This window comes from Williamsia sp. MIQD14 (genome assembly GCF_051025635.1).
Classification (GTDB): domain Bacteria; phylum Actinomycetota; class Actinomycetes; order Mycobacteriales; family Mycobacteriaceae; genus Williamsia_A.
This window is the reverse complement of sequence record NZ_JBPFDG010000003.1, coordinates 354,742-375,602: the sequence shown is the minus strand read 5'-3', so window position 1 is coordinate 375,602 and position 20,861 is coordinate 354,742. Positions and strand designations below refer to the sequence as shown.

Below are 20,861 nucleotides of genomic sequence, written 5' to 3'. Positions count from 1 at the left end.
CCCGCCGCCCGCTCGGTGCCCGTGGTCGTTCACGGGCCGGGTGTCATCGGGTGATGACGATGACGGCGATACCGCCGCGGCACTGGGTGAACGCCGACGGGCGCGCGTCGGCGGTGGCGCCGTTGTCGAGGTCGGCGACGACCTTCTCGGCCTCGTCGCGCAGCGCCGCGGTGTAGAACACGGTGTTCTCGGTGATGCTCGCCGACTGCAGGTTGCCGGGCGCGCTCGTGCGGTAGCCCTTGGCCTTGAGGGTGTCGGTGACCTCGACCGCGAGGCCCGACTGGGAACCGGCGTTGTAGACGCATACCAGCGGACTCGACGCCGAGGCCGAGGTGGACGAGCTCGCACCGCTCGCGGGCGCGCCGCTCGCGGCCGAGGTCGACACGGCGGACGACGACGGGTTCTCCGAGGCGCTCGACGCGGCGGCGCGGAGATCGGCCTCGGGGCTGCTGGTGGTGGTGACCGCGGAATGCCAACCCAACCCGATGCAGACCACCGCGATCGCGAAGAGCAGCATCGCCCCGGCGCGCAGCGGCAACCGCGTGTTGTCAGATTCGGGGGCCATCACGGCCGCCACTCTACGGACACCCGCAGCCTCATCGCGGTCCGGACTCCACCGATCGAGGCGTCAGGTGATCTCGAAGCCGAGGCGGCGGGCGGCGCGCGCCTTCTGCCTGCTGGCCCGCAGACGACGCAGGCGCTTCACGAGCATCGGGTCGACGGCCAACGATTCGGGCCGGTCGACCAGTGCGTTGAGCACCTGGTAGTACCGCGTGGCCGAGAGCCCGAAGAGCTCCTTGATGGCCTCCTCCTTGGCGCCGGCGTACTTCCACCACTGCCTCTCGAAGGCGAGGATGTCGTGTTCGCGGCGCGTGAGGCCGTCGGCCCCGACGACATTCGCGTCGGTTCCGGATGTGGGGGTGCCGGGGGTGTCAGACTGTTCGCCGGTGCCGACCGGGCCCGACCCCTTCTGACTACGCGCAGTTGCGCCGTCCATCTCGCTCCCTCGAGGTCTTTCGTGCTTACACACCGCGTGACCGGCGAACGATGCCCGCATCGACGATCGGACTGGTCGAATTACATCGGTGTGGTTCGTTGAACATCTAACCACGGAGTCAACGGGATTTCGGGTGCGGCGTGCCGAGTAATCTGTGCCGCATGGCAATCCTCCCCATCTGCATCGTCGGTGAGCCGGTGCTGCACCGACCGACCGAGCCGGTGGAGCTCGACGCCGACGGTCGGCCGCCCGCCGATGTCGTGGCGCTGCTCGACGACATGTACGAGACGATGGACGCCGCCCACGGTGTGGGGCTGGCGGCCAATCAGGTCGGCGTGGGTCGGCGGTTCTTCGTGTTCGACTGCCCCGCCGGCGAGACACGGTCGACCGACCGCGAGCGCGGCGAGATCATCAACCCGGTGCTCGAGACGTCCGAGGTCCCCGAGACGATGCCCGATCCGGACGATGACGACGAGGGCTGCCTGTCCGTGCCGGGTGAGCAGTTCCCCACCGGTCGCGCCGACTGGGCGCGTGTCACCGGCGTCGATCGCACGGGCGCCGAGGTCGTCGTGGAGGGCACCGGGTTCTTCGCGCGGATGCTGCAGCACGAGACCGGTCACCTCGACGGCTTCCTCTATGTTGATGTCCTGGTGGGACGCAACGCCCGCGCCGCGAAGAAGGCCATCAAGCGCAACGGGTGGGGCGAGCCGGGGCTCACGTGGACCCCGGGCGAGGGTCCCGACCCGTTCGGCCACGACGACGATGACGACCCCGAGGACGAATGACCCCCGCCGCATGACCGCGGCCCCGGGCGACCGCGTGGTGGTCCGTTTCCGCAAAGGCGACGGCGCGCCCGGCGACTGGCGTCGCGATGCGTCCGCGACGGCGAGCGACGTGACCGGTGTCCTCGTGGGGCCGGCTGCCGACGGCTCACTGATGGTCGATCGGGACGGCGAGATCGTCTCGATCCCGGCCGATCTGGTGATGTCGGTGCGGGTGCTCTCCGATCGCCCGGTCCGCAATTCCGGGATCCGCGCGCTCGAACGCGCCGCGGCGCGCGGCTGGCCGGGGCTCGAGTCGACGACGATCGACGGCTGGTTCGTGCGCGCCGGAGGCGGTTTCAGCCGACGCGCCAACTCCGCGGTGCCGCTCGGACAGGGCGCGACACTCGACGGTGGTGTCGTCGAGGCGTTGTCGCGGTTCTACGCCGATCGCGATCTGGCCGCGAGATGCGCTGTGGTGCAACGGCTCATCCCGACCGCACACGTCGACCCGGGCCGCTTCGAGATCGAGGCGATCGCGATGGTCCGATCAGCCGAGGCCACGGGTGTCGTGCCGGCGGTGGAGGTCACGATGACCGACACGCCGTCCGACGCCTGGATCCGCGCCTACCTCGGTAGCGCGGACCGGGTGGGGACGCCCGACCTCGTCCGGTCGGTGGTGACCGCGGCGATGGACGGGGCCCTCGGATTCGCGTCGGTGCTCGACGCGGGGGAGATCGTCGCCATCGGCCGCGGGGCGGTGACCACCGACGAGCCGTTCGACTCCGCGACGCGCGGCACCGCCTGGAACGGCATCACCTGCCTGTGGACCGACCCGCGCCTGCGCGGCAGCGGTGTCGGTACGGCCGTGGTCGACAGACTGCTCGCATGGGGCCGCGGGCCCGGCGCGGAGCAGGCCTACCTGCAGGTCGAGTCGGGGAACACCGCGGCCATCCGCCTCTACCGCCGCCTCGGCTTCACCCGCCACCACACCTACGGCTACCTCCCCCTCTGACCCACGCGAGACCGATCTGCGTCAGGCCGCGTGAGCGTGGAACCGTGCGGCGAGAGGGCCCATCTCGTCCACCGTCCCGACGCGATCCACCGTCCACGCCGACATCTCTTCCTCGACGATCCAGGCACGAGCGCGCGCCGGATCGGTGTGCATGAGCGTCGCCGCGGCCTGCGCGGTGCCTGCGCGGTGGGCGACCACCGTGACCGCTGCGGCTGTCGAGACGGGCCGGGGGTCGAAGGGGCCGCGTGGCAGTGCGGCGATGTCGGCCGCCGAGACCGTCGCGAGCGCATGTCCCTGTGGGAGTTCGAGTTCGCCGACCGGCGTCGCACCACCGGCGACGCGCCATCCGCCCAACGGTGGATGTCCCGCGGTCGCGACCACGCCGCCGACCGACACCATCACCCCACACCCCAGGCGTTCGGCGACGAGGTGGGCGGACCGGCCGGCGAGGAGAGCGCCCGCGGCCGTGAGCAATTCGATGCGGACATCGGCGGGAACGGTCACGCAGCCGTCACCCAGCCGTGGCCGATGCCAGGCCGGGATGGGCGAGACGGTCCGGACGACGACGGGCAACGGGCCGTCGGTGGTGAACTGCAGGTGCGGGAGGTGGCGGTAGTCGGGGACGGCGCTGCGCCGAACCGCCTGCGTCGCCCCGGACGTGAGATCGGCGTGGAAGAGGGCGTCGGTGAGGATCTGCTCGAACAGCGCACTGACCATCACCGGGCTACCCGCCGCGAGGTCGACGGCGTGGATCTCCGCCGAGGCACGGCGGCGGTTGACGGTGAGGTCGACGTTCTCGGCGTGGCGCGCGACCTCCCGTCGAGCGGATTCCAGGGTGGCGGGCTCGGTGACCGACACGGTGATGTCGGTGTCGAGACCGGTGAGAGAGGCGGTGGCGATCATCGTCGACTCCTGTGTCGGTGGTGGATGGCTGACAGAGACCATCGTGGGCACCGACCCTGGGTGCTTCCTGTGAGCCACCCGACAGACGCCTATGGAACTGCGAACACCGGTCAGGTGGTGAGGGTGCGGCTCGTGTCCTTCAGATCGACACCACTACGGCCCAGTGCGCGAGCACCTTCCACCAACGCCGCCACGACCCGTGCGGCGCCCACGTAACTCTGGCCACCGGGTGGGTGGATGTTGGAGATGCAGTTGCGTTCGGAGTCGGCACGCCCCGGGCGCGGCAGATGGGTGAGGTAGATGCCGACGCTGTCGGCGACCGACAACCCCGGCCGCTCGCCGATCACGACGATGAGTGTGCCGACCTTCTGCGCGGCACCGATGTGGTCACCGAGCGCGACACGCGCCTGGGTCGCGATCACCGGCGTGGCGATCGAATAGGTCGGTGTCAGCACATCCTTGATCGCCGCCACGACACCGGCGGCGTGTTCGGTGAGCGCGATCGGCGAGAGACCGTCGGCGAGCACGATGCCGATGTCGGCGTCGGCCTGCGCCACCGAGAAGCCCTCTCCCGGGGTCCGTCCGAAGTCGGGGCGGCGCAGGTACTCACTGCGGTCGGCCGCGCGGCTGGCGACCACCTCGGGTGTGCCGAGCCCGATCGGTTCGACCGACGCGACGAGCGCGCCGACATCGAGAGGATGGTGCACCGCATCGCGGGCCGCGGCATGGGCGGCTGCGAACTCGAGAACCCGCGCCGTGGGCAGGGAGTCACCCGCTCGGCCGAGACCGATGCGGGCGGCGGTGTTCTCGCGCAACATGTCCCACAGGTCGCTCATGAGTGTGCCGCCGTCGCGTCGGTGAGGGCGCGCAGGGGCGACGCCTCGGGCGCGAGGTCGAGGATGCGGCCGCCCGCGTCGAGCATGCCGACCGAATCGAGCCACGCCTCGAACTCCGGTGCCGGCCGCAGGCCGAGGACCCGCCGGGCGTAGAGGGCGTCGTGGAACGAGAGGCTCTGATACCCGAGCATCACGTCGTCGGCGCCGGGAACGGTGATGACGAAGGGCACCCCGGCCGCTCCGAGAAGCGTGAGCAGGGTGTCCATGTCGTCCTGATCGGCCTCGGCGTGGTTGGTGTAGCAGACGTCGACGCCCATCGGGAGTCCGAGCAGCTTGCCGCAGAAGTGATCCTCGAGACCCGCGCGGATGATCTGCTTGCCGTCGAAGAGGTACTCGGGCCCGATGAACCCGACGACGGTGTTGACGAGCAACGGATCCAGTTCGCGCGCAACGGCATAGGCGCGTGTCTCCAGCGTCTGCTGGTCGACCGGCCTCCCGCCGGTACCGATGTGCGCACCCGCGGACAGCGCCGAGCCCTGCCCGGTCTCGAGGTACATCACGTTGTCGCCGACGGTGCCGCGCCGCAACGACTTCCCCGCCTGGTTGCCCTCGCGCAGCACGGCCAGATCGACGCCGAACCCACGGTTGGCGCCCTCGGTCCCGGCGACCGACTGGAACACGAGGTCGACCGGTGCACCGGCCTCGATCAGCCCGATCGTGGTGGTGACATGCGACAGCACGCACGACTGCACGGGAATCGCGTAGCGGACGCGGATGTCGTCGAGCAGGTGCAGCAGATCGGAGGTGGCCTGGGGGGAATCGGTGGCGGGATTGATGCCGATCACCGCGTCACCGCAGCCGAGCAGCAGTCCGTCGAGGGTGGCCGCGGCTATCCCCAGTGGGTCGTCGGTCGGGTGGTTGGGCTGCAGGCGGGTGGTGAGCGTGCCCGGCAAGCCGATCGTCGTGCGGAACGCCGTGGTCACACGACACGCCTTCGCGACGGCGATGAGGTCCTGGTTGCGCATCAGCTTGCTCACCGCGGCGACCATCTCCGGCGTCAGCCCCGGTCCCAGCGCGGCGAGCGTCGACGCGGCGTCGGGTGCGCTCGCGACCGACAGCAGGTGGTCGCGCAGTCCGCCGACGGTGAGCGACGCGATCGGAGCGAACGCGGCCCTGTCGTGGCTGTCGATGATGAGCCGCGTGACCTCGTCGGTCTCGTACGGCATCACGAGGTCCTCGAGGAAGGTCGTCAGCGCGACGTCGGCGAGCGCCCACTGCGCGGCGGCCCGTTCGAGGTCGGTCTGCGCCGCACACCCGGCGAGCTCGTCGCCGCTACGCCGCGGTGTCGCCTTCGCGAGCAGGTCGATCAGTGAGTCGAAGGTGAAGGTGGTGCCGCCGAGCCTCTGCCGGTGGGTCGACACCCCTCACGCCACCTCGTCGTCGGCGAGCAGTGCGAACTCCTCGTCGGGCGACCCGGCCACCAGGTGGCGGCGGCTGTAGAGGCCGAAGTAGGCCATGAACGCCGCGAAAGCACCGAGGGTCCACAGAGCGGCGGTGGTGTCGACGAGGAACGTGGCGATCACCGCGGCGACCGCGATGACCAGCGCGAAGCCGGTGGTCACGATGCCGCCGGGGGTGCGGTACGGGCGCGGCATGTCGGGCTCGCGGACCCGCAACACGATGTGGGCGATCATCATCAACACGTAGCTCAGGGCGGCACCGAACACGGCCATGTTGAGCAACATCGCGCCCTCGCCGATGAAGGTGAGTCCGAAACCGATCACGCCGGGGATGATCAGGGCCCACACCGGCGCCTTGCGGTTGTTCGTGAGCGACAGTGACGTCGGGAGGTAACCGGCGCGCGAGAGGGCGAACGTCTGACGCGAGTACGCGTAGATGATGGAGAAGAAGCTCGCGATCAGGCCGGCCAGGCCGATGTAGTTGACCACGGTGGCGGCGGTGCCGTCGCCGAGCGCCTCGACGAGCGGGTTGCCCGAACCGGAGATCTCGTCGGCACCCATCGCTCCGGTCGCCAGCACGAGGACCACCGCGCCGGTCACCACGAGCATCAGCATCGCGACGATGATGCCGCGCGGGACGTTGCGCTCGGGGTTCTCGGCTTCCTCGGCGGCGAGCGGCACGCCCTCGACGGCGAGGAAGAACCAGATGGCGAAGGGGATCGCCGACCAGATCCCGAGGTATCCGTTCGGGAGGAAGCTCGATGACCCGGCGGCGTCGGGATCGGCGGCGATGTCGGTGAGATTCGAGGCGTCGAACATGCCCGCGGCCGCGACCGCGAAGACGACCAGTCCGACCAGCGCGATGCCGGTGATGACGAACATGGCCTTGAGCGCCTCGCCCGCACCGACCAGGTGGACGCCGATGAAGATCGCGTACGCGGCGAGGTAGACCCACCAGCCGTCGGTGATGCCGAACAGGTTCAACGATTCGACGTAGGCGCCGATGAATGTGGCGATGGCGGCGGGTGCGATCGCGTACTCGATGAGAATGGCCGTGCCGGTGGCGAATCCGCCCCAGGGACCCATCGCACGACGGGCGAAGGTGTAGCCGCCCCCCGCGGCCGGCAGCGCCGACGACATCTCGGCCATGCCCAGCACCATGGCCAGATACATCGCGGCGATGATGATCGCGGCGATCAGCAGGCCGCCGAAGCCGCCCTCGCCGAGCCCGCCGTTCCAGCCGGCGTAGTCGCCGGAGATGACGTAACTAACGCCGAGGCCGGCCAGCAGCACCCAGCCCGCGGTCCCCTTCTTCAGCTGTCGTTTCTCGAGGTAATCACTTTCGGCACCTGCGCCTTTCGACGCCGCGGACACCGGAGGGGCGGACTTGTCGATCGTCATGACCGGACGCTAGACCCGTTGTGAGAACTACGGGTGATATCGGCTTTTCGGGCATGTTTCGTTCACCGGCTCTGAACTTTTCTCGCGCGCTCGGTCCCCTTCGCACGCTGATGCACCGTTCGCACGCTCTCGCGCTGTTCGCACCCCGCCGGCGGCGTGCGAACGGCGCACAAGCGTGCGAACGATCGGCGAGCGTGCGAGCGTCGGCGATCGACCTCGCAGGACACGTCGTCGGGCTGACCCCGTTCCCTCGAACGCGACGTAATCTGACACCGATGACCCTGCAGATGCCGTCGCCGGCCGAGGAGCAGCGCTCTCGGCGCACTCGCATCCTCGTGGCGGTCGCGGCGCTGCTCGCGATCCTGGTGATCGTGCTCGCGATCGGGGTGTCGTGCCGTGGCGATGATCAGCCGGTCCCGGCCGTGACCTCGAGCGTCTCGTCGTCCACCGACGCGACACCGACGACGACGTCCACGACTCCCGCGCCGACACCGGCCACCACCCAGGCGACCGAGGCGACACCGACGACCGAGCAGGCACCCGGTCCCGCCGGACCGAAGGAGCCGCCCGGTCGTCAGAAGAAGCAGGACGACCCTGCCGGCCCCGGCGCGGGTGGCCCCGCCGGCGGGCCCGGAAAGCCTGCGAAGAACCCCGGCTGAACCCGGCCCGTCAGAAGGCCGAGTGCGGGGCCCCGATGCCGGGATCGATCTGAAACGGCCCGGACGCGCTGGGGGCAACCGGGAAATCGAAGATCGCGGTCGGGATGTACACGGTCGCACAGGCATTGGGGATGTCGACGACCCCGGACAGTCGACCCTCGATCGGGGCGGCACCCAACAGGAGATAGGCCTGTTCCGGCGAGTAGCCGAATTTCGTGAGGTAGTCGATGGCGTGCAGGCACGCGCGCTGATACGCCAGATGCGAGTCGAGGTAGCGCTGTTCGCCGTCGAGCGTGACCGACGTGCCGGAGAAGGCGAGGAACTCCGAGTACTGCGGGTCGGTGTTGCCCGGCATGAAGATCGCGTTCTCGCTGACGCCGTAGGTGCTCATGCCGTCGCGGAGGATCTCGACGCGCAGGTCGATGAAGCCGCCCATCTCGATCGCGCCGCAGAAGGTGATCTCACCGTCGCCCTGCGAGAAGTGCAGGTCGCCGACCGAGAGGTTCGCGCCGTCCACGAACACGGGATAGAAGATCCGACTGCCCTTGGTGAGGTTCTTGATGTCCTGGTTGCCGCCGTTCTCGCGCGGAGGTGCGGTCCGCGCGCCCTCGGCCGCGACGGCGTCGAAGTCCGCGCCGGTGAGCGACCCCAGGATCGCGCTGTCGGGTAGCGGCGGCAACGCCAGCGGCGGAACGCGCTCGGGATCGGTCGCGATGAGCGCCGCCTCGCGTGTGTTCCACGTGCTCAACAGGTTCTTCGAGGGTGCCGTCCCCATCAGACCCGGGTGCACGATGCCGGTGAACTCGACGTGCGGGACGTGCCGCGACGTCGTCTTCTGGCCGTGGAAGTCCCAGATCGCCTTGTAGGCGTCCGGGAACTGTTCGGTGAGGAAGCCGCCGCCGTTGAGGGTGGGGAAGATGCCGGTGTAGCCCCAGCCCTGCCCCGCCAGCGGACCCGAGTCCTCCTGCGGGATGGGCCCGATGTCCAGGATGTCGACGATGAGCAGGTCGCCGGGTTTCGCTCCCTCGACCGCGATCGGGCCCGACAACACGTGGACACCGGCGAGCGGGGCGTCACGGATGTCGTCGGCGGAGTCGTCGTTGACGATCGCGCCGTCGAACCACTCCCGGCAGTGCACCCGGAACGAGTCGCCGGCCTTCACGGTCACCGCGGCGGGGATGTCGGGGTGCCACCGGTTGTGCCCGACCTTCTCCTGCGCGGTGAACGGCTTGGTCGAATCCAGGGGAAAGATCAACTCGGGCATGGGAGTTTCCGATCTGGTGGGGGTTTCAGGGTCGGGGCAGGCGCCGATGCCGCGGATCGGTCGACACCGGTCGCCGGGTGCGCCCCGGGCCCGCAGGCGGCACCGACGACGTGACCCGCGGGGAGTCCGCGGTCGCGGCGGTGGCGTCGTGGAGTCGCATCGCCGCCGACCGGCCATGGCCCACCGCGATCGACTCGAAGCGACGACGAGCGACCGCGCCACATCCGGGACATGCGATCCGATCGGGCACCGACGCCATGGAGAACGCACGCTCGGCGTCGCCGCACCCCTGGTCACAGCGGAATCCGTACAGCGGCATCGCGGGTCCTCTCGTCTTGCGGACGTAGGGGGAACGCTAAGGCGACCCGCGACACCTGTCCACCGGAGCGACGACCGTGCCCTCTCAGGCACGTCCCCTATCCTTGGACGGCCATGACTGAGCCCTTCACCCCCGGACCCCACGATCCCCGGCCCGACGAACCCGGAACCGACCCCACCGGCGGACCCGATCCGTCGTCGCGACGGACCACGATCCTGCTGGCGGTGTCCGCGGTCGCCGCGGTCGCGATCGTGATCGCGGCCATCCTCATCGCGACATCGGGTTCGAGCGACTCGCCTGAGGCCTCGAGCGCGTCGACGTCGTCGACCCCGGCGACCGAGACGGTCACGGTCACCCCGAGCACCACCGAGGAGACCACGACGACCGAGGAGACGACGACCACCACCGAGGAGACGTCGACCGAGGACTCCGCGTCGGCGACGTCGTCGGAGTCGGCGGGCAACGGCCGCGACGCCGCCGTGTACGACTGCGCGGGCAACGCCCAGGTGCGACCGTCCGACATCACCTCGATCTACTGCGGCGACAACGCCGTCTCGCTGACCAACCTGCAGTGGACCCGATGGGGTGCGCGCGAGGCGGTCGGCAGCGGCACCGAGGTGCGCAAGGTGTGCGAGCCCAACTGCGCACAGGGCTCGGTCGTCGGCGAGCAGGTGACCGTGGTGCTCGGCGACGTCACGAAGAGGGCCTTCGGCACCGTCACCGTGACGGGCGAGAACGGCACCTCGAAGACCTACCGGCTCACCGGCAACGCCCCGAACTGATCGCCCGGCGGGCCACGAGCTGATCGGTTCCGTGGACACGACCGCGACGGTTCCGTTAGATTTCGTCGCGGCACCTGCCACGTCAGACGTCCGGTTCGGGGTCGGCTGAACCGAAAGTCATGCCCGTGATGCTGCGTCTGCGCCTGTTCGGCATCCTCGTCACCCTGCTCGTGTCGATCGCGCCGGTGGCCCTCGTCGCCGCCCCGGTGTCAGCCGCGCCCTCCGCCGCGGTGACCGATCGTGCTGTCGGCACGACGATCTCGTACAACACCGGCGCACCGGGCCAGTGCACCTGGGGTGCGATGGAGAAGTTCCGCGCCTACTCCGGTCGGTATGCCGCCCTGAGAGGCAACGCCGCCGACTGGTATCGCAACGCCCGGGCGACCGGGTGGTCGACATCGGCCACCCCCCGCCCGTTCGCGATGGTCGTGTTCCCGCCGGGCGTGCAGGGGGCGAGCCGGTACGGCCATGTCGGCTGGGTCGACGCGCTCCGTCGCGTCGGTGCATCGACGTGGCTGCACATGTACGACATGAACGGACCGGGCGGACCGTTCGCGACCCGGTGGACGTGGATCCGTCACGTGCCGGGAATGGGCTACATCCTCGCGCCGCGGGCCTGAACGGTCGCAACCTCGACGGGCCTGCACCCGTCGGCGCCGCGTAGCGTTCGCACTCGTGCGTATCGCGACGTGGAATGTGAACTCGATCCGGGCCCGCAGCGAACGGGTGGTCGACTGGCTCGAACGGCACGACATCGACGTCCTGGCGATCCAGGAGACCAAGTGCACCGATGAGCAGTTCCCGGCGATGGGTTTCGCGGCCGCCGGCTACGACCTCGCGACCTTCGGCCACAACCAGTGGAACGGCGTGGCCATCGCCTCACGCGTCGGCATCGACGACGTCGCCCGAGGTTTCGACGGCCAGCCGGCCTTCGGCAAGGCCGACGCCGAGAAGGTGATCGAGGCGCGCGCGATCGGTGCGACCTGCGGCGGCGTGCGTGTCTGGAGTCTCTACGTTCCCAACGGCCGCGATCTGGCCGATCCGCATTACGAATACAAACTGGCATGGCTCGAGGCGCTGCGCACGGCCGGCGCGGCGTGGCTGGCCGAGAACCCGCAGGCGCAGATCGCGCTCACCGGTGACTGGAACATCGCTCCGACCGACGACGATGTCTGGGACACCGCCTATTTCGCCGACAAGACCCACACCTCACCCCGTGAGCGGGCCGCGTTCGACGCCGTCGTCGACGCCGGTTTCGCCGATGTGGTGCGCCCGTTCACCCCGGGCCCCGGGGTGTTCACCTACTGGGACTACACCCAGCTCCGCTTCGCCCGCCGCGAGGGGATGCGCATCGACTTCGCACTGTGCTCACCCGCCCTGGCCGACCGGGTCATCGGAGCCGAGATCGATCGTCAGGAACGAAAGGGCAAGGGCGCCAGCGATCACGCCCCGGTCATCGTCGACCTCGACTGAGCTGTACGGGAAACGATCAGGCCGCGGCGGCGGAGAGTGCGGGCTTCAGCTTGTCCAGCGCGTACGGGATCGACAGTGCCGACGGCAGATTCAACGCAGTGATGGCCGTGAGGTCGAGCTGGGCGACTGCGTTCTTCTTCACCGAGTCGAGCTGTCCGTAGCCGGGAAGGTCCTTCAACGTCCCCGCGAGCTGCGGAGACGAGGCCGCGATCACCAGCAGGTCGGAGTTCAGCTCCGGGATGTTCTCGGTGCTGATGGGGAATCGCGGCATCTTCTGTTGTGCGGCCACCGCCTGCAGCCGCTGCGGGATCGTCAGTCCCAGATCGGCGAACAGTGTCGCCGCGCCGTCCTTCGGGTCGCCGAACACCTGGATCTGATCGGCCGAGTACAGGTACGCGAAGGTGAACGTCTTGCCGGCGAGACCGGGATCGGCCTTCTTCAGCGCGGCCACCTGGCCCTGCACCCCGTCGACGATCTCGGTGGCTTTGTCCTGCTGCCTCAGGATGGTGCCGAGCAGGGTGATCTGGTCCTGCCACGGGTCGATCTGCGCGCCGGTGAGGCTGGGGATGGTCGGCGCTATGGCCTTGAGCTTGTCGATCTCGGCCGACTCGACGCCGAAGCCCGGCAGGAGGATCAGGTCGGGATCGGCTGCGGCGATCTGCGACACACGATCCCCGCTGAGGTCGATGACCTTCGCCGAACCCAGTTTGTCCTTCACCCACGGCGACACCGAACCACCTTGCATCTGCGCGGTGGTGCCGTAGGCGGCCGGCGTCACCCCGAAGGCGGCGACGGCGTCGGTCCACTGGTCACCGATCGCGACAATCCGTTTCGGGATCGAGGTGATGGTCACCGACCCGGCCGAGGTGTTGACGGTGACCGGCGCGACCGAGCCGGACGCGTCGTCGTTCTCGGCCGGCGCGCTACACGCCGACAACCCCAGCGTGAGCGCACCGATCAGCGCGATCGTGATGGTCGCCAGGCGGCGTCGTGACGTCATCGTTCTCCTCGAGAGGTGTTGTGCTGCAGCCGCGTGAGCGCGACTGCTCAGACCGTGCAGGGAAGGAGTGCTAGACCGGCGACCGCACAGGTGCTGGAGTTCGACAGCCTCCACTTGCCGTCGGACCACACCCACGACAACGCCTGGGTCTTCGATCCCTGGCCGACGAGCGTCATCTGCAGCGTCGCGTTCAGGGTGGTGCCGTTCACGGTCACCGGGTCGATGATCCGGTAGGTGAAGCCCGCGCCGCTCACGCGCAACAGGTTTGCGACACCGTCGACCGACCCGAGACCCCTGGCGCCGGACTGTAGTTCGTCGGCGCGGGCGGCGCGCGAGGCGCCGGTGTTCATGAGGATCCGGACCTTGGTGTTGAGCTGGCCGGCGGTGAGGGCCTGCGGTGCGGCGACAGGAGTGGCGGGCGCGGCCTGCTGCGGCGCCGCCGGCTGGGCCGCAGAGGGGGCTGCGGTGGCGACCGGCGCCGTTCCCGCTCCCGCGCCGCCGCCGCTCTCGGGAACCTGCTCGGCGGCCGGGGCGGCGCCCGCGGGAGCGCCGGGCGTCGCCGACGCGGCGGGTACAGCGGACTGCGGGGCCGCCTGCGCGACGGGTTGCTGGGTGAGTCCGGACTGGGCGGCACCGAGATTGACGACGGTCGGCGTCTGCGCCGATACACTCGGCGCACCGTCGATGTCGCCCGAGATCACCAGTCCCACCACGCCGATCGTGACGATGACGGCCGAGACGACCGCAGCGACACCGGCGGAGGCGAGCACGGTGGGCAGGTTCACCGACGAGGTCCGCGTCGACGACGGGGTCGCGGTGGCCTCGTGGTGCTCGGCCCCCTGGGTGTCACGCGAGTAGGGATCGCCCTGGGTCATGTCGTGTGGTCTCCTCGTCGCGGTGCGGGTGATGTCGCCCGCGGTGTGCTCAGAATATAGGTGAGGCTAACCTCAATCGCCAAACGCGGGTCAGCTGATCGCGTCCGCGAACCGCCGATAGCCGTCGACGTCGGGTCGCATCCCTGCGGCGACGAGCTCCCACAGCACCTCATCGGCGCCACCGCCGACCCTGGCCAGCTTCATGTCCCTCCACCATCGGGCCAGGGGCGTCTCGTCGGGGAGATATCCCGAACCGCCGAAGATGTGCATGCACTCGCCCATGACCTCCTCGCCGAGGCGGGCGGCGGTCACCTTGAGGGCCGACGCGGTGCGCACGTCGAGGCGCCCCGTCGCCGCGACCCCGGTGAGCGACAGGCGCAGCATCTCCACGCGCGCATGCAGATCCGCCATCCGCAGGCGCAGCGCCTGGTGCTCGAAGAGCGTGCTCCCGAACTGGGTCCGGTCCTGCATGCGGGCGACCGTGATGCCCATGACCATCTCGCACGCCGCGGCCACCTGCCCGGCGATGGAGAGCCGCTCGTGTGCCAACCCCCAACTGACCATCGCCAGACCCGTTCCGGGACGGCCGATGAGGTTCTCGGCGGGGACCCAGGTGTCGATCTCGACCGCGGCGGTGTCGAGCGGGGCGGCGCCGGCCTTGGCCCACGGCGCGTGCACCGTGACCTCGCGGGTCGGCACCAGGACGAGCGCGACGTTGCCGTGGGACGTCGAGCCGTCGGCCGAGGAGTCGCGGGCGACGACCAGGATGTGGTCGGCGATCGGCGACAGCGAGACGAACTTCTTGTCGCCACGCACCCAGAACCCATTGTCCTGCCTCGTGATCGAGGTCTGCGCGATCTGGAGGTCCGACCCACCCGACGACTCCGACGCCGCGAGACACAGGATGGCCTCACCCGCGATGGCCGCCTGCGCCACCTCCCGCAGCGTCTCCGAACGGCCACCGAAGCGGCGCAGGATCGCGATCGCCGAATCGTGCAGACTGACCCCGACCCCGATGCCCGCCGACCCCAGCCGGCCGAGCGCGAACGACAGCGCCACCAGCCTGTCGATGTCGGGGGTCGTCGCGGTACCCCACTTCTCGGCGAACACACCTGCGGCGCCCAGTCTCTCGATGAGCCGGCGCGGGAAGTGCGCCGTGGCCTCCGCCTCGTCGACCCACCCGCGCAGTTCGTCGTCGAAGACCCGGTCGAGCAGGTGCTGGTAGGTGCCGGTGGGCGCGACGACGGTCACGCCCACGCCCACGCCCCCGACTCGACGAGTTCGCGGGTCGCGAGGCGGCGGAGCTTGCCCGAGGTCGTGCGCGGCACCGACCCGGGGGCGGTGAACACCACGTCGGTGGGGACCACCCCGCAGTCGGAGGCCACCGCCGACATCACCGCGGCGCGCAACCGTGGCAATTCGGCAGGCGAGGTGCGGGTCTCGGCGACGACCACGAGTCCGGGACGTCCCGACCCCCGAGACACGGCGACCACCCCTCCGCGTCGGACGCCGTCGACCCCGGCGGCCGCACGCTCGATCTCCACGGGGAACAGGTTGCGACCGGCGACGATGACGATCTCTTTCGCCCGACCGCAGATGACGAGTCGGCCGTCGACGAGGTATCCGAGGTCGCCGGTCGGAAACCAGTCGCCGGGCTGCACCGGCGGGTGCCCGAGATAGCCCGACATCATCGAGGTTCCGCGGATCTCCACACCCCCGACGTCGCGTCCGTCGATCGCCGGCACCTCGACATCGGAGGCCACGACACGGATCTCCATGCCCTCCAACGGTTCGCCGAGCAGCGGGTAGCGCCGCTCGATGGTCGTCCCGTCGTCACCTCGCACGCTCACCGCGTCGTAGCGTGCACCCTCGGCCGGTGCGGGAACCGTGACCGCGCAGACCGATTCCGCCATGCCGTAGGCCGGTGTCGCGGCGGACGGATCGAATCCGACCGCCGACGCGTGGGCGAGGAAGCGATCGAAGGCATCGGGATCGATGGGTTCGCCGCCGCTGAGCGCGACCCGGAGGCGGGACAGATCGGCACCCGCCAACAGTCGGCCGTAGCGACCGACGATGTCGTAGGCGAAATTCGGGGCCGCGGTGATGGTCGCGGACGAGTCGGTGAGCCACTGCGGCCACCGGAACGGCGACGCGGCGAAGGCCGAGTTCGGCGCGATCCACAGTGGGATACCGGTGTACATCCCGGCGACGAGGAACGTCAGTCCCATGTCGTGGTAGAGCGGCAACCAGCTCAGACCGATGTCGTCGGCGGCGTCGAGGCGTAGACGGTCGACCAGCGCCGCGGTGTTCTTGGCGACCGCGTCGGCGGTGAGCACCGCCGTCTTCGGGTCGCCGGTGGATCCGGCGGTCCCCTGCAGGATCGCCGGCGCATCGCCGATGAGACCGACCGGACGGTGGGCGCCGGTGTCGATGCCGACACCGACGAGGTCGACGTGCTCGATGTGCAGCGCACAGTCGACCGCGATCAGCGCCTCGAGGTGGGGGCCGGATCCCAGCACGATGTCGACCCCGATCCCGGCGAAGCGTGCCGCGGTGCCCACCGCCCACCGCGCGTCGTCGGCCCCGCGCACCGGTCCGGGGAGGATCGAGACGGCCGATCCCGACAGCCACGACGCATGCACCGCGGCGACCAGGTCGGGACCTGGATCGCCGATCAGTCCGACGGCCGCCCCCGCCGGACGCCCACCTCGGGTGGCGTCGATCCAGGTCGCGATCTCTATCGCGCGCTCCCGGATCGCCCGCCACGGCCGCTGCACCCACTGCTCGGTGGACACGTCGAAAGCCGACAACACCGCGTCGCTCTCGCTGATCGCCGTGTCGATCAGTCCGGCCCAATCCCGACGGCCGCTGTCGCCACCACGCCGATCATGCTGTGCCACTTCGCGATCGGTCGGAACAACTGACATCGACGTACACCTCTCCGCATCCCCGCCGTTTGTATATTAAGCCTAACCTAACCTAAGTTCGACGGGAGCCGACAACGAAGGGGAGTCACCATGGTGGTCGATACAGCGGTGTCGACGGAGGGCGCGTCGACCGACGTGGTGTCGGCGGTCGGAGCGGCACTCGGCGTCGACCCGGCCGATCTCGATCCGCAGAGCGACCTCATCGCGCAGGGGCTCGATTCGCTGCGGATGATGCGGCTCGCAGGTCAGTGGCGCAAACGCGGGTACGACATCGACTTCGCGCGACTGGCGCAGGAGCCGACGATCGTGGCGTGGTCGCGTCTGCTCGACCGACCGGGCCCCGACACGGGCGTGGCCGAGGCGAACGAACCGCGACGCGGCGACGTGCATCCCACCGACGCGGCCGCCGATGACGACTCGCCGTTTCCGCTCGCCCCCATGCAGCACGCGTACTGGGTCGGCCGCTCCGACAGCCACGACCTCGGCGGTGTCGCCGCACACCTGTACGTCGAGTTCGACGGCACGGCAATCGATCCGGACCGCTTCCGAGCCTCCGTCGCCGCTCTCCTCGCGCGGCATCCGATGACGCGCGTGGCGGTGGCACCCGACGGCACCCAGCGCGTCGGCGATGCACACCCGGAGGCCGTGCGCGTCCACGACCTCCGACGCCGGTCCGAGCAGGCGGTCGGGGAGTTCCTCACGCAGCAGCGCCGGGCCAACACCCACGCGATGCTGCCGGTCGAGGACGGTCAGGTGATCCGCGTCGAGCTCACCCTGTTACCCCGGGGCCGCACCCGGGTACATCTCGACGTCGACATGATCGCGGCCGACGCCATGAGCTTCCGCGTCCTCGTCGACGACCTGGCCCGCCTCCACCGCGGCGAGCAGTTGACCCCGCTGGGCACCGACTTCCGCACCCTGTCGGCGGCACGCGCGTCGCGGCCGGCCCGCGACGCCGACATCGCCTGGTGGCGGGCGCGTCTCGACGACCTCCCCGGACCACCGGAGCTGCCGCGTACCGACCCGACCGGTTCCGGCGCGGACGGCGGCGCCACGACGGTGCGGCTGCACCACGTCATCGACGCGGCCGATCGCGAGCGCCTCGAGACCCACGCCCACGCACACGGCGTCACACCGGCGACCGCGGTCGCCGCGATGTTCGCCGAGGCCGTCGGAACACACTCGGCCACATCCCGTTTCCTGCTGACGGTTCCCCTCTTCGATCGCGACGCGACCCACGCGGACGTCGACCGGGTGGTCGGCGACTTCACGTCGTCCATCGTCGTCGCCGTCGATCTGACGGCCGAGCGGACCCTCGTCGAGCGCGCCGTGGACATGCGTGCGGCGATGCACGACGCCGCGGCGCACGGCACCGTGAGCGGCCTCGACGTCCTGCGCGACCTCAGCCGGCGGCGCGGCGAACCGGTGGTGTCGCCGGTGGTGTTCACCAGCGCACTCGGGCTCGGCGAACTGTTCTCCCCCGCGGTGACCGAGGTGTTCGGCACCCCGTCCTGGATCGTGTCGCAGGGCCCCCAGGTCCTCCTCGACGCGCAGGTCACCGAGATCGACGGCGGATTGCTGCTGAATTGGGACGTCCGCGCCTCCGATCTCGATCCTGCTGTGGCGCAGTCGATGTTCGATCATTACGTCACGCTGCTCGACCTGCTCGTCATCGGCGACTGGGGGCGACCGGCACCCTCGAGCGTGCCGTCCGAGGTGATCGCCGAGCGTCACGCCGTCGAACATCCGCTGCCCGACACCGACATCTTCGACGGCACGCTGCACCGCGGCATCCTCGATCGCTCCGCATCCCGGGCCGACACCGCCGCGCTCGTCGACGACGAGTCCAACTGGACCCACGGCGAACTCGCCGACCGTGCACGACGGGTGGCGGGGGCACTGCGCGCAGCCGGTGTCGGCGCCGGCGACACCGTCGTCGTGACGATGCCCAAGGGCGCACCGCAGATCGTCGCGGCCATCGGCGTTCTCGCGGCCGGCGCCACCTACGTACCGATCTCGCTGTCGCAACCGGCCGATCGCCGCGACCGCATCGTCGCGGTGGCGACCCCATCGGCGGTGCTCACCGACCGGCCCGACCGCGTATCCGACACCGCGATCGAGGTCGTCGTGTTCGACGACACGTCCTCGGCCGCACCACTCGACCCCTCCGACGACCCGAGCGGCCCCGACTCGCTCGCCTACATCCTGTTCACCTCGGGGTCGACCGGTACCCCGAAGGGTGTCGAGGTCCCCCATCGCGCCGCGGTCGCGACGCTGACCGACCTCACCGACCGATACGAGCTGGACGCATCCGATCGCGCGCTCATGGTGTCGTCCCTCGAGTTCGACCTCTCGGTGTTCGACGTGTTCGCACTGCTCGCCGTCGGCGGATCGGTGGTCGTCGGAGACGACGACCCCACCACCCGCGTCGACTCCTGGGCTCGGGCGCTCCACGAGGCGTCGGTGACCGTACTGAACTGCGTCCCCACGGTTCTCGGGATGCTCCTCGACATCACCGACATGCCCGCGTCGCTGCGGGTCGTGCTCACCGGAGGCGACCGTGTCGAGGTGGGCCATCTGCGGCGCATCGCCGAGCAGGTACCGGGCGTCCGCGCCGCGGGTCTCGGCGGCACCACCGAGACCGCGATCCACTCCACCGTCTGCGAACTGGCCGACGTCGGTGAGGACAGCGGCTTCGTCCCGTACGGCACCCCCCTGCGCGGCGTGCGCTGCCGGGTCGTCGACGCCATCGGCCGCGATCGGCCCGACTTCGTGCCCGGTGAACTCTGGATCGGCGGCGACGGGGTGGCCGCGGGGTATCGCGGGGACACCGACCGCACCGCGGAGCGTTTCGTCGAGGTCGACGACGTGCGGTGGTACCGCACCGGGGATGTCGCGCGGTACCTGCCGGGTGCGTTCCTCGACTTCCTCGGCCGCGACGACCACATGGTGAAGATCCGCGGGCATCGCGTGGAACTCGGCGAGGTGGAGGCCGCACTGCTACGCCTGGAGCAGGTGTCGGCCGCCGTGGCCTGGACCGACGGACGCGACCTGCGGGCCGCGGTGACCGGACCGACCACAGAAACCTCCGAACCCCCGCGTCTCGTCGCCGATCTGGGTGCACTGCTCCCCGCGCACATGATCCCGCGATCGATCACCGTCGTCGACCGGCTCCCGTTGACCGCCAACGGCAAACTCGATCGGGCGCGTATCGCAGAGCAGTTCGACGACGCCGGGTCGTCGGCGTCGATTGCCCCGCGCACGCCGGTGGAGAAGGCCCTCGTGACGGTGCTCGAGACCATCCTCGACACACGGCCGATCGGCGTCACCGACGAGTTCGTCGCCCTGGGCGGGGATTCGGTGCTCGCCACACGGTTCGTCGCCGAGATCCGCCGGTGGCTCGCCGTACCCGGTGCCGCGGCCTCGGTGACCGTGGCCGACGTCTTCACCCGCCGATCCGTCGCGGGTGTCGCGACACGGCTCGACGAACTGCACGGTGCGGCGATCACCGAGGTCGCCGAGGTGATGCTCGATGTGCTCGGGCTCTCGGCCGGCGAGGTCGCCTCCGAACTCGACCGGGCCGACAGCGACCCGGACACCACCGACCGCGAGATCACCCATCGTCGTATCGATCTCGACACCGACGTCGACCTCGTGCACCGGTGGCTCACCCACCCCAAGTCGCACTTCTGGGACATGTCGTCGGCCACCCGCGAGGAGGTCGTCGCCCTGATCACCCATGCCGACGCGACCGGTTTCGGGATGCGACTCGGCGTCGTCGGTGTCGGCGGGGATGAGGACCGTGTCGGAGGCGTGGGGGCCGAGCCGCAGTTCCTCTTCGAACTCTACGAACCCCTCTCGAGCGAACTGGCCGATGCGGGTACCGGTTACGTCCACTCCCCCGGCGACGTCGGCATGCACCTGCTGGTCGCCCCGACCGACACCCCGGTGGCCGGCTTCACCGAAGCGGTCATGCGCCACATCATGCGGACCGCGTTCACCGAGGCCGGCGCGCGGCGCGTCGTCGTCGAACCCGACGTCCGCAACACCGCCGTTCATCGACTCAACGACCTGGTCGGGTTCCGCGTCGCCGGCGATCACCCCGTCGGGGCGAAGACGGCGCGTCTGAGCTATTGCACAGCAGAGGATTTCGCCGCGACCGAGACGGCCACCCGGTGACCGCCACGGT

General features: G+C 70.1%; 19 protein-coding genes. 7 read left to right on the top strand and 12 right to left on the bottom strand.

From position 1 onward, the window contains the following. Window positions 1-43: 43 nt before the first annotated feature. Together ACQ7HM_RS13270 and ACQ7HM_RS13265 are read right to left on the bottom strand one after the other, a co-directional pair. Window positions 44-565 carry a LytR C-terminal domain-containing protein gene (locus tag ACQ7HM_RS13270; protein ID WP_434216710.1) on the bottom strand — a complete coding sequence of 174 codons (522 nt, stop codon included), beginning with the start codon at window positions 563-565 and terminating at the stop codon, window positions 44-46. Window positions 566-628: 63 nt separating this feature from the next. Next, a complete protein-coding gene (locus ACQ7HM_RS13265; RefSeq protein WP_434216709.1) occupies window positions 629-997 on the bottom strand; it encodes a DUF3263 domain-containing protein in 369 nt (122 codons plus the stop codon). A gap of 161 nt (window positions 998-1,158) precedes the next feature. On the opposite strand from ACQ7HM_RS13265, the gene ACQ7HM_RS13260 reads away from it, so the two are divergent. After that, window positions 1,159-1,782, top strand: coding sequence for a peptide deformylase (locus tag ACQ7HM_RS13260; RefSeq protein ID WP_434216708.1), 624 nt, complete (start codon window positions 1,159-1,161; stop codon window positions 1,780-1,782). A gap of 10 nt (window positions 1,783-1,792) precedes the next feature. Beyond that, window positions 1,793-2,773 carry a GNAT family N-acetyltransferase gene (locus tag ACQ7HM_RS13255; RefSeq protein ID WP_434216707.1) on the top strand — a complete coding sequence of 327 codons (981 nt, stop codon included), beginning with the start codon at window positions 1,793-1,795 and terminating at the stop codon, window positions 2,771-2,773. Between the two features lie 21 nt (window positions 2,774-2,794). Here ACQ7HM_RS13255 and ACQ7HM_RS13250 read toward each other — a convergent pair whose 3' ends face one another. From ACQ7HM_RS13250 to eat, 4 genes are all read right to left on the bottom strand, one after another. Further along, a complete protein-coding gene (locus tag ACQ7HM_RS13250) occupies window positions 2,795-3,676 on the bottom strand; it encodes an FAD:protein FMN transferase (protein WP_434216706.1) in 882 nt (293 codons plus the stop codon). A 110-nt stretch (window positions 3,677-3,786) separates the two neighbouring features. Beyond that, window positions 3,787-4,512 carry an ethanolamine ammonia-lyase subunit EutC gene (eutC, locus tag ACQ7HM_RS13245; RefSeq protein WP_434216705.1) on the bottom strand — a complete coding sequence of 242 codons (726 nt, stop codon included), beginning with the start codon at window positions 4,510-4,512 and terminating at the stop codon, window positions 3,787-3,789. Continuing rightward, window positions 4,509-5,933, bottom strand: coding sequence for an ethanolamine ammonia-lyase subunit EutB (locus ACQ7HM_RS13240; RefSeq protein ID WP_434216704.1), 1,425 nt, complete (start codon window positions 5,931-5,933; stop codon window positions 4,509-4,511). Before ACQ7HM_RS13240 ends, eutC begins: the two co-directional genes overlap by 4 nt. 3 nt (window positions 5,934-5,936) lie before the next feature. Beyond that, entirely contained in the window at window positions 5,937-7,373 is a 1,437-nt protein-coding gene (gene eat / locus ACQ7HM_RS13235) for an ethanolamine permease (protein ID WP_434216703.1), read from the bottom strand. Window positions 7,374-7,648: 275 nt separating this feature from the next. Between eat and ACQ7HM_RS13230 the strand changes: the two genes are divergently transcribed. Continuing rightward, the gene (locus ACQ7HM_RS13230) at window positions 7,649-8,032 is read left to right on the top strand and encodes a hypothetical protein (RefSeq protein WP_434216702.1); all 384 of its coding nucleotides are present in this window, start codon (window positions 7,649-7,651) and stop codon (window positions 8,030-8,032) included. Window positions 8,033-8,042: 10 nt separating this feature from the next. On the opposite strand, the gene fmdA is transcribed toward ACQ7HM_RS13230, so the two are convergent. Next, the gene (gene fmdA / locus ACQ7HM_RS13225) at window positions 8,043-9,296 is read right to left on the bottom strand and encodes a formamidase (RefSeq protein ID WP_434216701.1); all 1,254 of its coding nucleotides are present in this window, start codon (window positions 9,294-9,296) and stop codon (window positions 8,043-8,045) included. Between the two features lie 25 nt (window positions 9,297-9,321). Beyond that, on the bottom strand, window positions 9,322-9,615 hold the full coding sequence (locus tag ACQ7HM_RS13220) for a zinc ribbon domain-containing protein (RefSeq protein WP_434216700.1): 294 nt from the start codon (window positions 9,613-9,615) through the stop codon (window positions 9,322-9,324). A 113-nt stretch (window positions 9,616-9,728) separates the two neighbouring features. Between ACQ7HM_RS13220 and ACQ7HM_RS13215 the strand changes: the two genes are divergently transcribed. The 3 genes from ACQ7HM_RS13215 (at window position 9,729) to ACQ7HM_RS13205 (ending at window position 11,870) form a co-directional block, all read left to right on the top strand. Further along, window positions 9,729-10,397: a hypothetical protein gene (locus ACQ7HM_RS13215; RefSeq protein WP_434216699.1), complete on the top strand. Its 669-nt coding sequence runs from the start codon at window positions 9,729-9,731 to the stop codon at window positions 10,395-10,397. A 128-nt stretch (window positions 10,398-10,525) separates the two neighbouring features. Continuing rightward, window positions 10,526-11,017 carry a CHAP domain-containing protein gene (locus ACQ7HM_RS13210; protein ID WP_434216955.1) on the top strand — a complete coding sequence of 164 codons (492 nt, stop codon included), beginning with the start codon at window positions 10,526-10,528 and terminating at the stop codon, window positions 11,015-11,017. A 55-nt stretch (window positions 11,018-11,072) separates the two neighbouring features. Further along, window positions 11,073-11,870: an exodeoxyribonuclease III gene (locus ACQ7HM_RS13205; RefSeq protein ID WP_434216698.1), complete on the top strand. Its 798-nt coding sequence runs from the start codon at window positions 11,073-11,075 to the stop codon at window positions 11,868-11,870. A gap of 16 nt (window positions 11,871-11,886) precedes the next feature. Here the strand turns inward: ACQ7HM_RS13205 and ACQ7HM_RS13200 are convergent, their stop codons facing one another. The 4 genes from ACQ7HM_RS13200 to mbtM form a co-directional block, all read right to left on the bottom strand. After that, complete coding sequence (locus ACQ7HM_RS13200; RefSeq protein ID WP_434216697.1) at window positions 11,887-12,870, bottom strand: ABC transporter substrate-binding protein; 984 nt, start codon at window positions 12,868-12,870, stop codon at window positions 11,887-11,889. Window positions 12,871-12,917: 47 nt separating this feature from the next. Continuing rightward, the gene (locus ACQ7HM_RS13195; RefSeq protein ID WP_434216696.1) at window positions 12,918-13,745 is read right to left on the bottom strand and encodes a hypothetical protein; all 828 of its coding nucleotides are present in this window, start codon (window positions 13,743-13,745) and stop codon (window positions 12,918-12,920) included. Window positions 13,746-13,835: 90 nt separating this feature from the next. Continuing rightward, window positions 13,836-14,996 carry an acyl-CoA dehydrogenase family protein gene (locus ACQ7HM_RS13190; protein WP_434216954.1) on the bottom strand — a complete coding sequence of 387 codons (1,161 nt, stop codon included), beginning with the start codon at window positions 14,994-14,996 and terminating at the stop codon, window positions 13,836-13,838. Continuing rightward, window positions 14,993-16,645 (bottom strand): long-chain-fatty acid--ACP ligase MbtM, encoded by a 1,653-nt coding sequence (gene mbtM, locus ACQ7HM_RS13185; protein ID WP_434216695.1) that lies wholly within the window; start codon window positions 16,643-16,645, stop codon window positions 14,993-14,995. Before mbtM ends, ACQ7HM_RS13190 begins: the two co-directional genes overlap by 4 nt. 117 nt (window positions 16,646-16,762) lie before the next feature. On the opposite strand from mbtM, the gene ACQ7HM_RS13180 reads away from it, so the two are divergent. Continuing rightward, on the top strand, window positions 16,763-20,851 hold the full coding sequence (locus ACQ7HM_RS13180; protein ID WP_434216694.1) for an amino acid adenylation domain-containing protein: 4,089 nt from the start codon (window positions 16,763-16,765) through the stop codon (window positions 20,849-20,851). The last annotated feature ends 10 nt before the right edge of the window (window positions 20,852-20,861 follow it).

Bases quoted from the DNA above. Each gene is read 5' to 3' on its own strand.
- fmdA (WP_434216701.1), bottom strand. From the start codon at position 9,296: ATGCCCGAGTTGATCTTTCCCCTGGATTCGACCAAGCCGTTCACCGCG.
- ACQ7HM_RS13220 (WP_434216700.1), bottom strand. From the start codon at position 9,615: ATGCCGCTGTACGGATTCCGCTGTGACCAGGGGTGCGGCGACGCCGAG.
- ACQ7HM_RS13270 (WP_434216710.1), bottom strand. From the start codon at position 565: ATGGCCCCCGAATCTGACAACACGCGGTTGCCGCTGCGCGCCGGGGCG.
- ACQ7HM_RS13230 (WP_434216702.1), top strand. From the start codon at position 7,649: ATGACCCTGCAGATGCCGTCGCCGGCCGAGGAGCAGCGCTCTCGGCGC.
- ACQ7HM_RS13215 (WP_434216699.1), top strand. From the start codon at position 9,729: ATGACTGAGCCCTTCACCCCCGGACCCCACGATCCCCGGCCCGACGAA.
- eutC (WP_434216705.1), bottom strand. From the start codon at position 4,512: ATGAGCGACCTGTGGGACATGTTGCGCGAGAACACCGCCGCCCGCATC.
- eat (WP_434216703.1), bottom strand. From the start codon at position 7,373: ATGACGATCGACAAGTCCGCCCCTCCGGTGTCCGCGGCGTCGAAAGGC.
- ACQ7HM_RS13180 (WP_434216694.1), top strand. From the start codon at position 16,763: ATGGTGGTCGATACAGCGGTGTCGACGGAGGGCGCGTCGACCGACGTG.
- ACQ7HM_RS13200 (WP_434216697.1), bottom strand. From the start codon at position 12,870: ATGACGTCACGACGCCGCCTGGCGACCATCACGATCGCGCTGATCGGT.
- ACQ7HM_RS13260 (WP_434216708.1), top strand. From the start codon at position 1,159: ATGGCAATCCTCCCCATCTGCATCGTCGGTGAGCCGGTGCTGCACCGA.
- ACQ7HM_RS13250 (WP_434216706.1), bottom strand. From the start codon at position 3,676: ATGATCGCCACCGCCTCTCTCACCGGTCTCGACACCGACATCACCGTG.
- ACQ7HM_RS13210 (WP_434216955.1), top strand. From the start codon at position 10,526: ATGCTGCGTCTGCGCCTGTTCGGCATCCTCGTCACCCTGCTCGTGTCG.
- ACQ7HM_RS13255 (WP_434216707.1), top strand. From the start codon at position 1,793: ATGACCGCGGCCCCGGGCGACCGCGTGGTGGTCCGTTTCCGCAAAGGC.
- ACQ7HM_RS13265 (WP_434216709.1), bottom strand. From the start codon at position 997: ATGGACGGCGCAACTGCGCGTAGTCAGAAGGGGTCGGGCCCGGTCGGC.
- ACQ7HM_RS13195 (WP_434216696.1), bottom strand. From the start codon at position 13,745: ATGACCCAGGGCGATCCCTACTCGCGTGACACCCAGGGGGCCGAGCAC.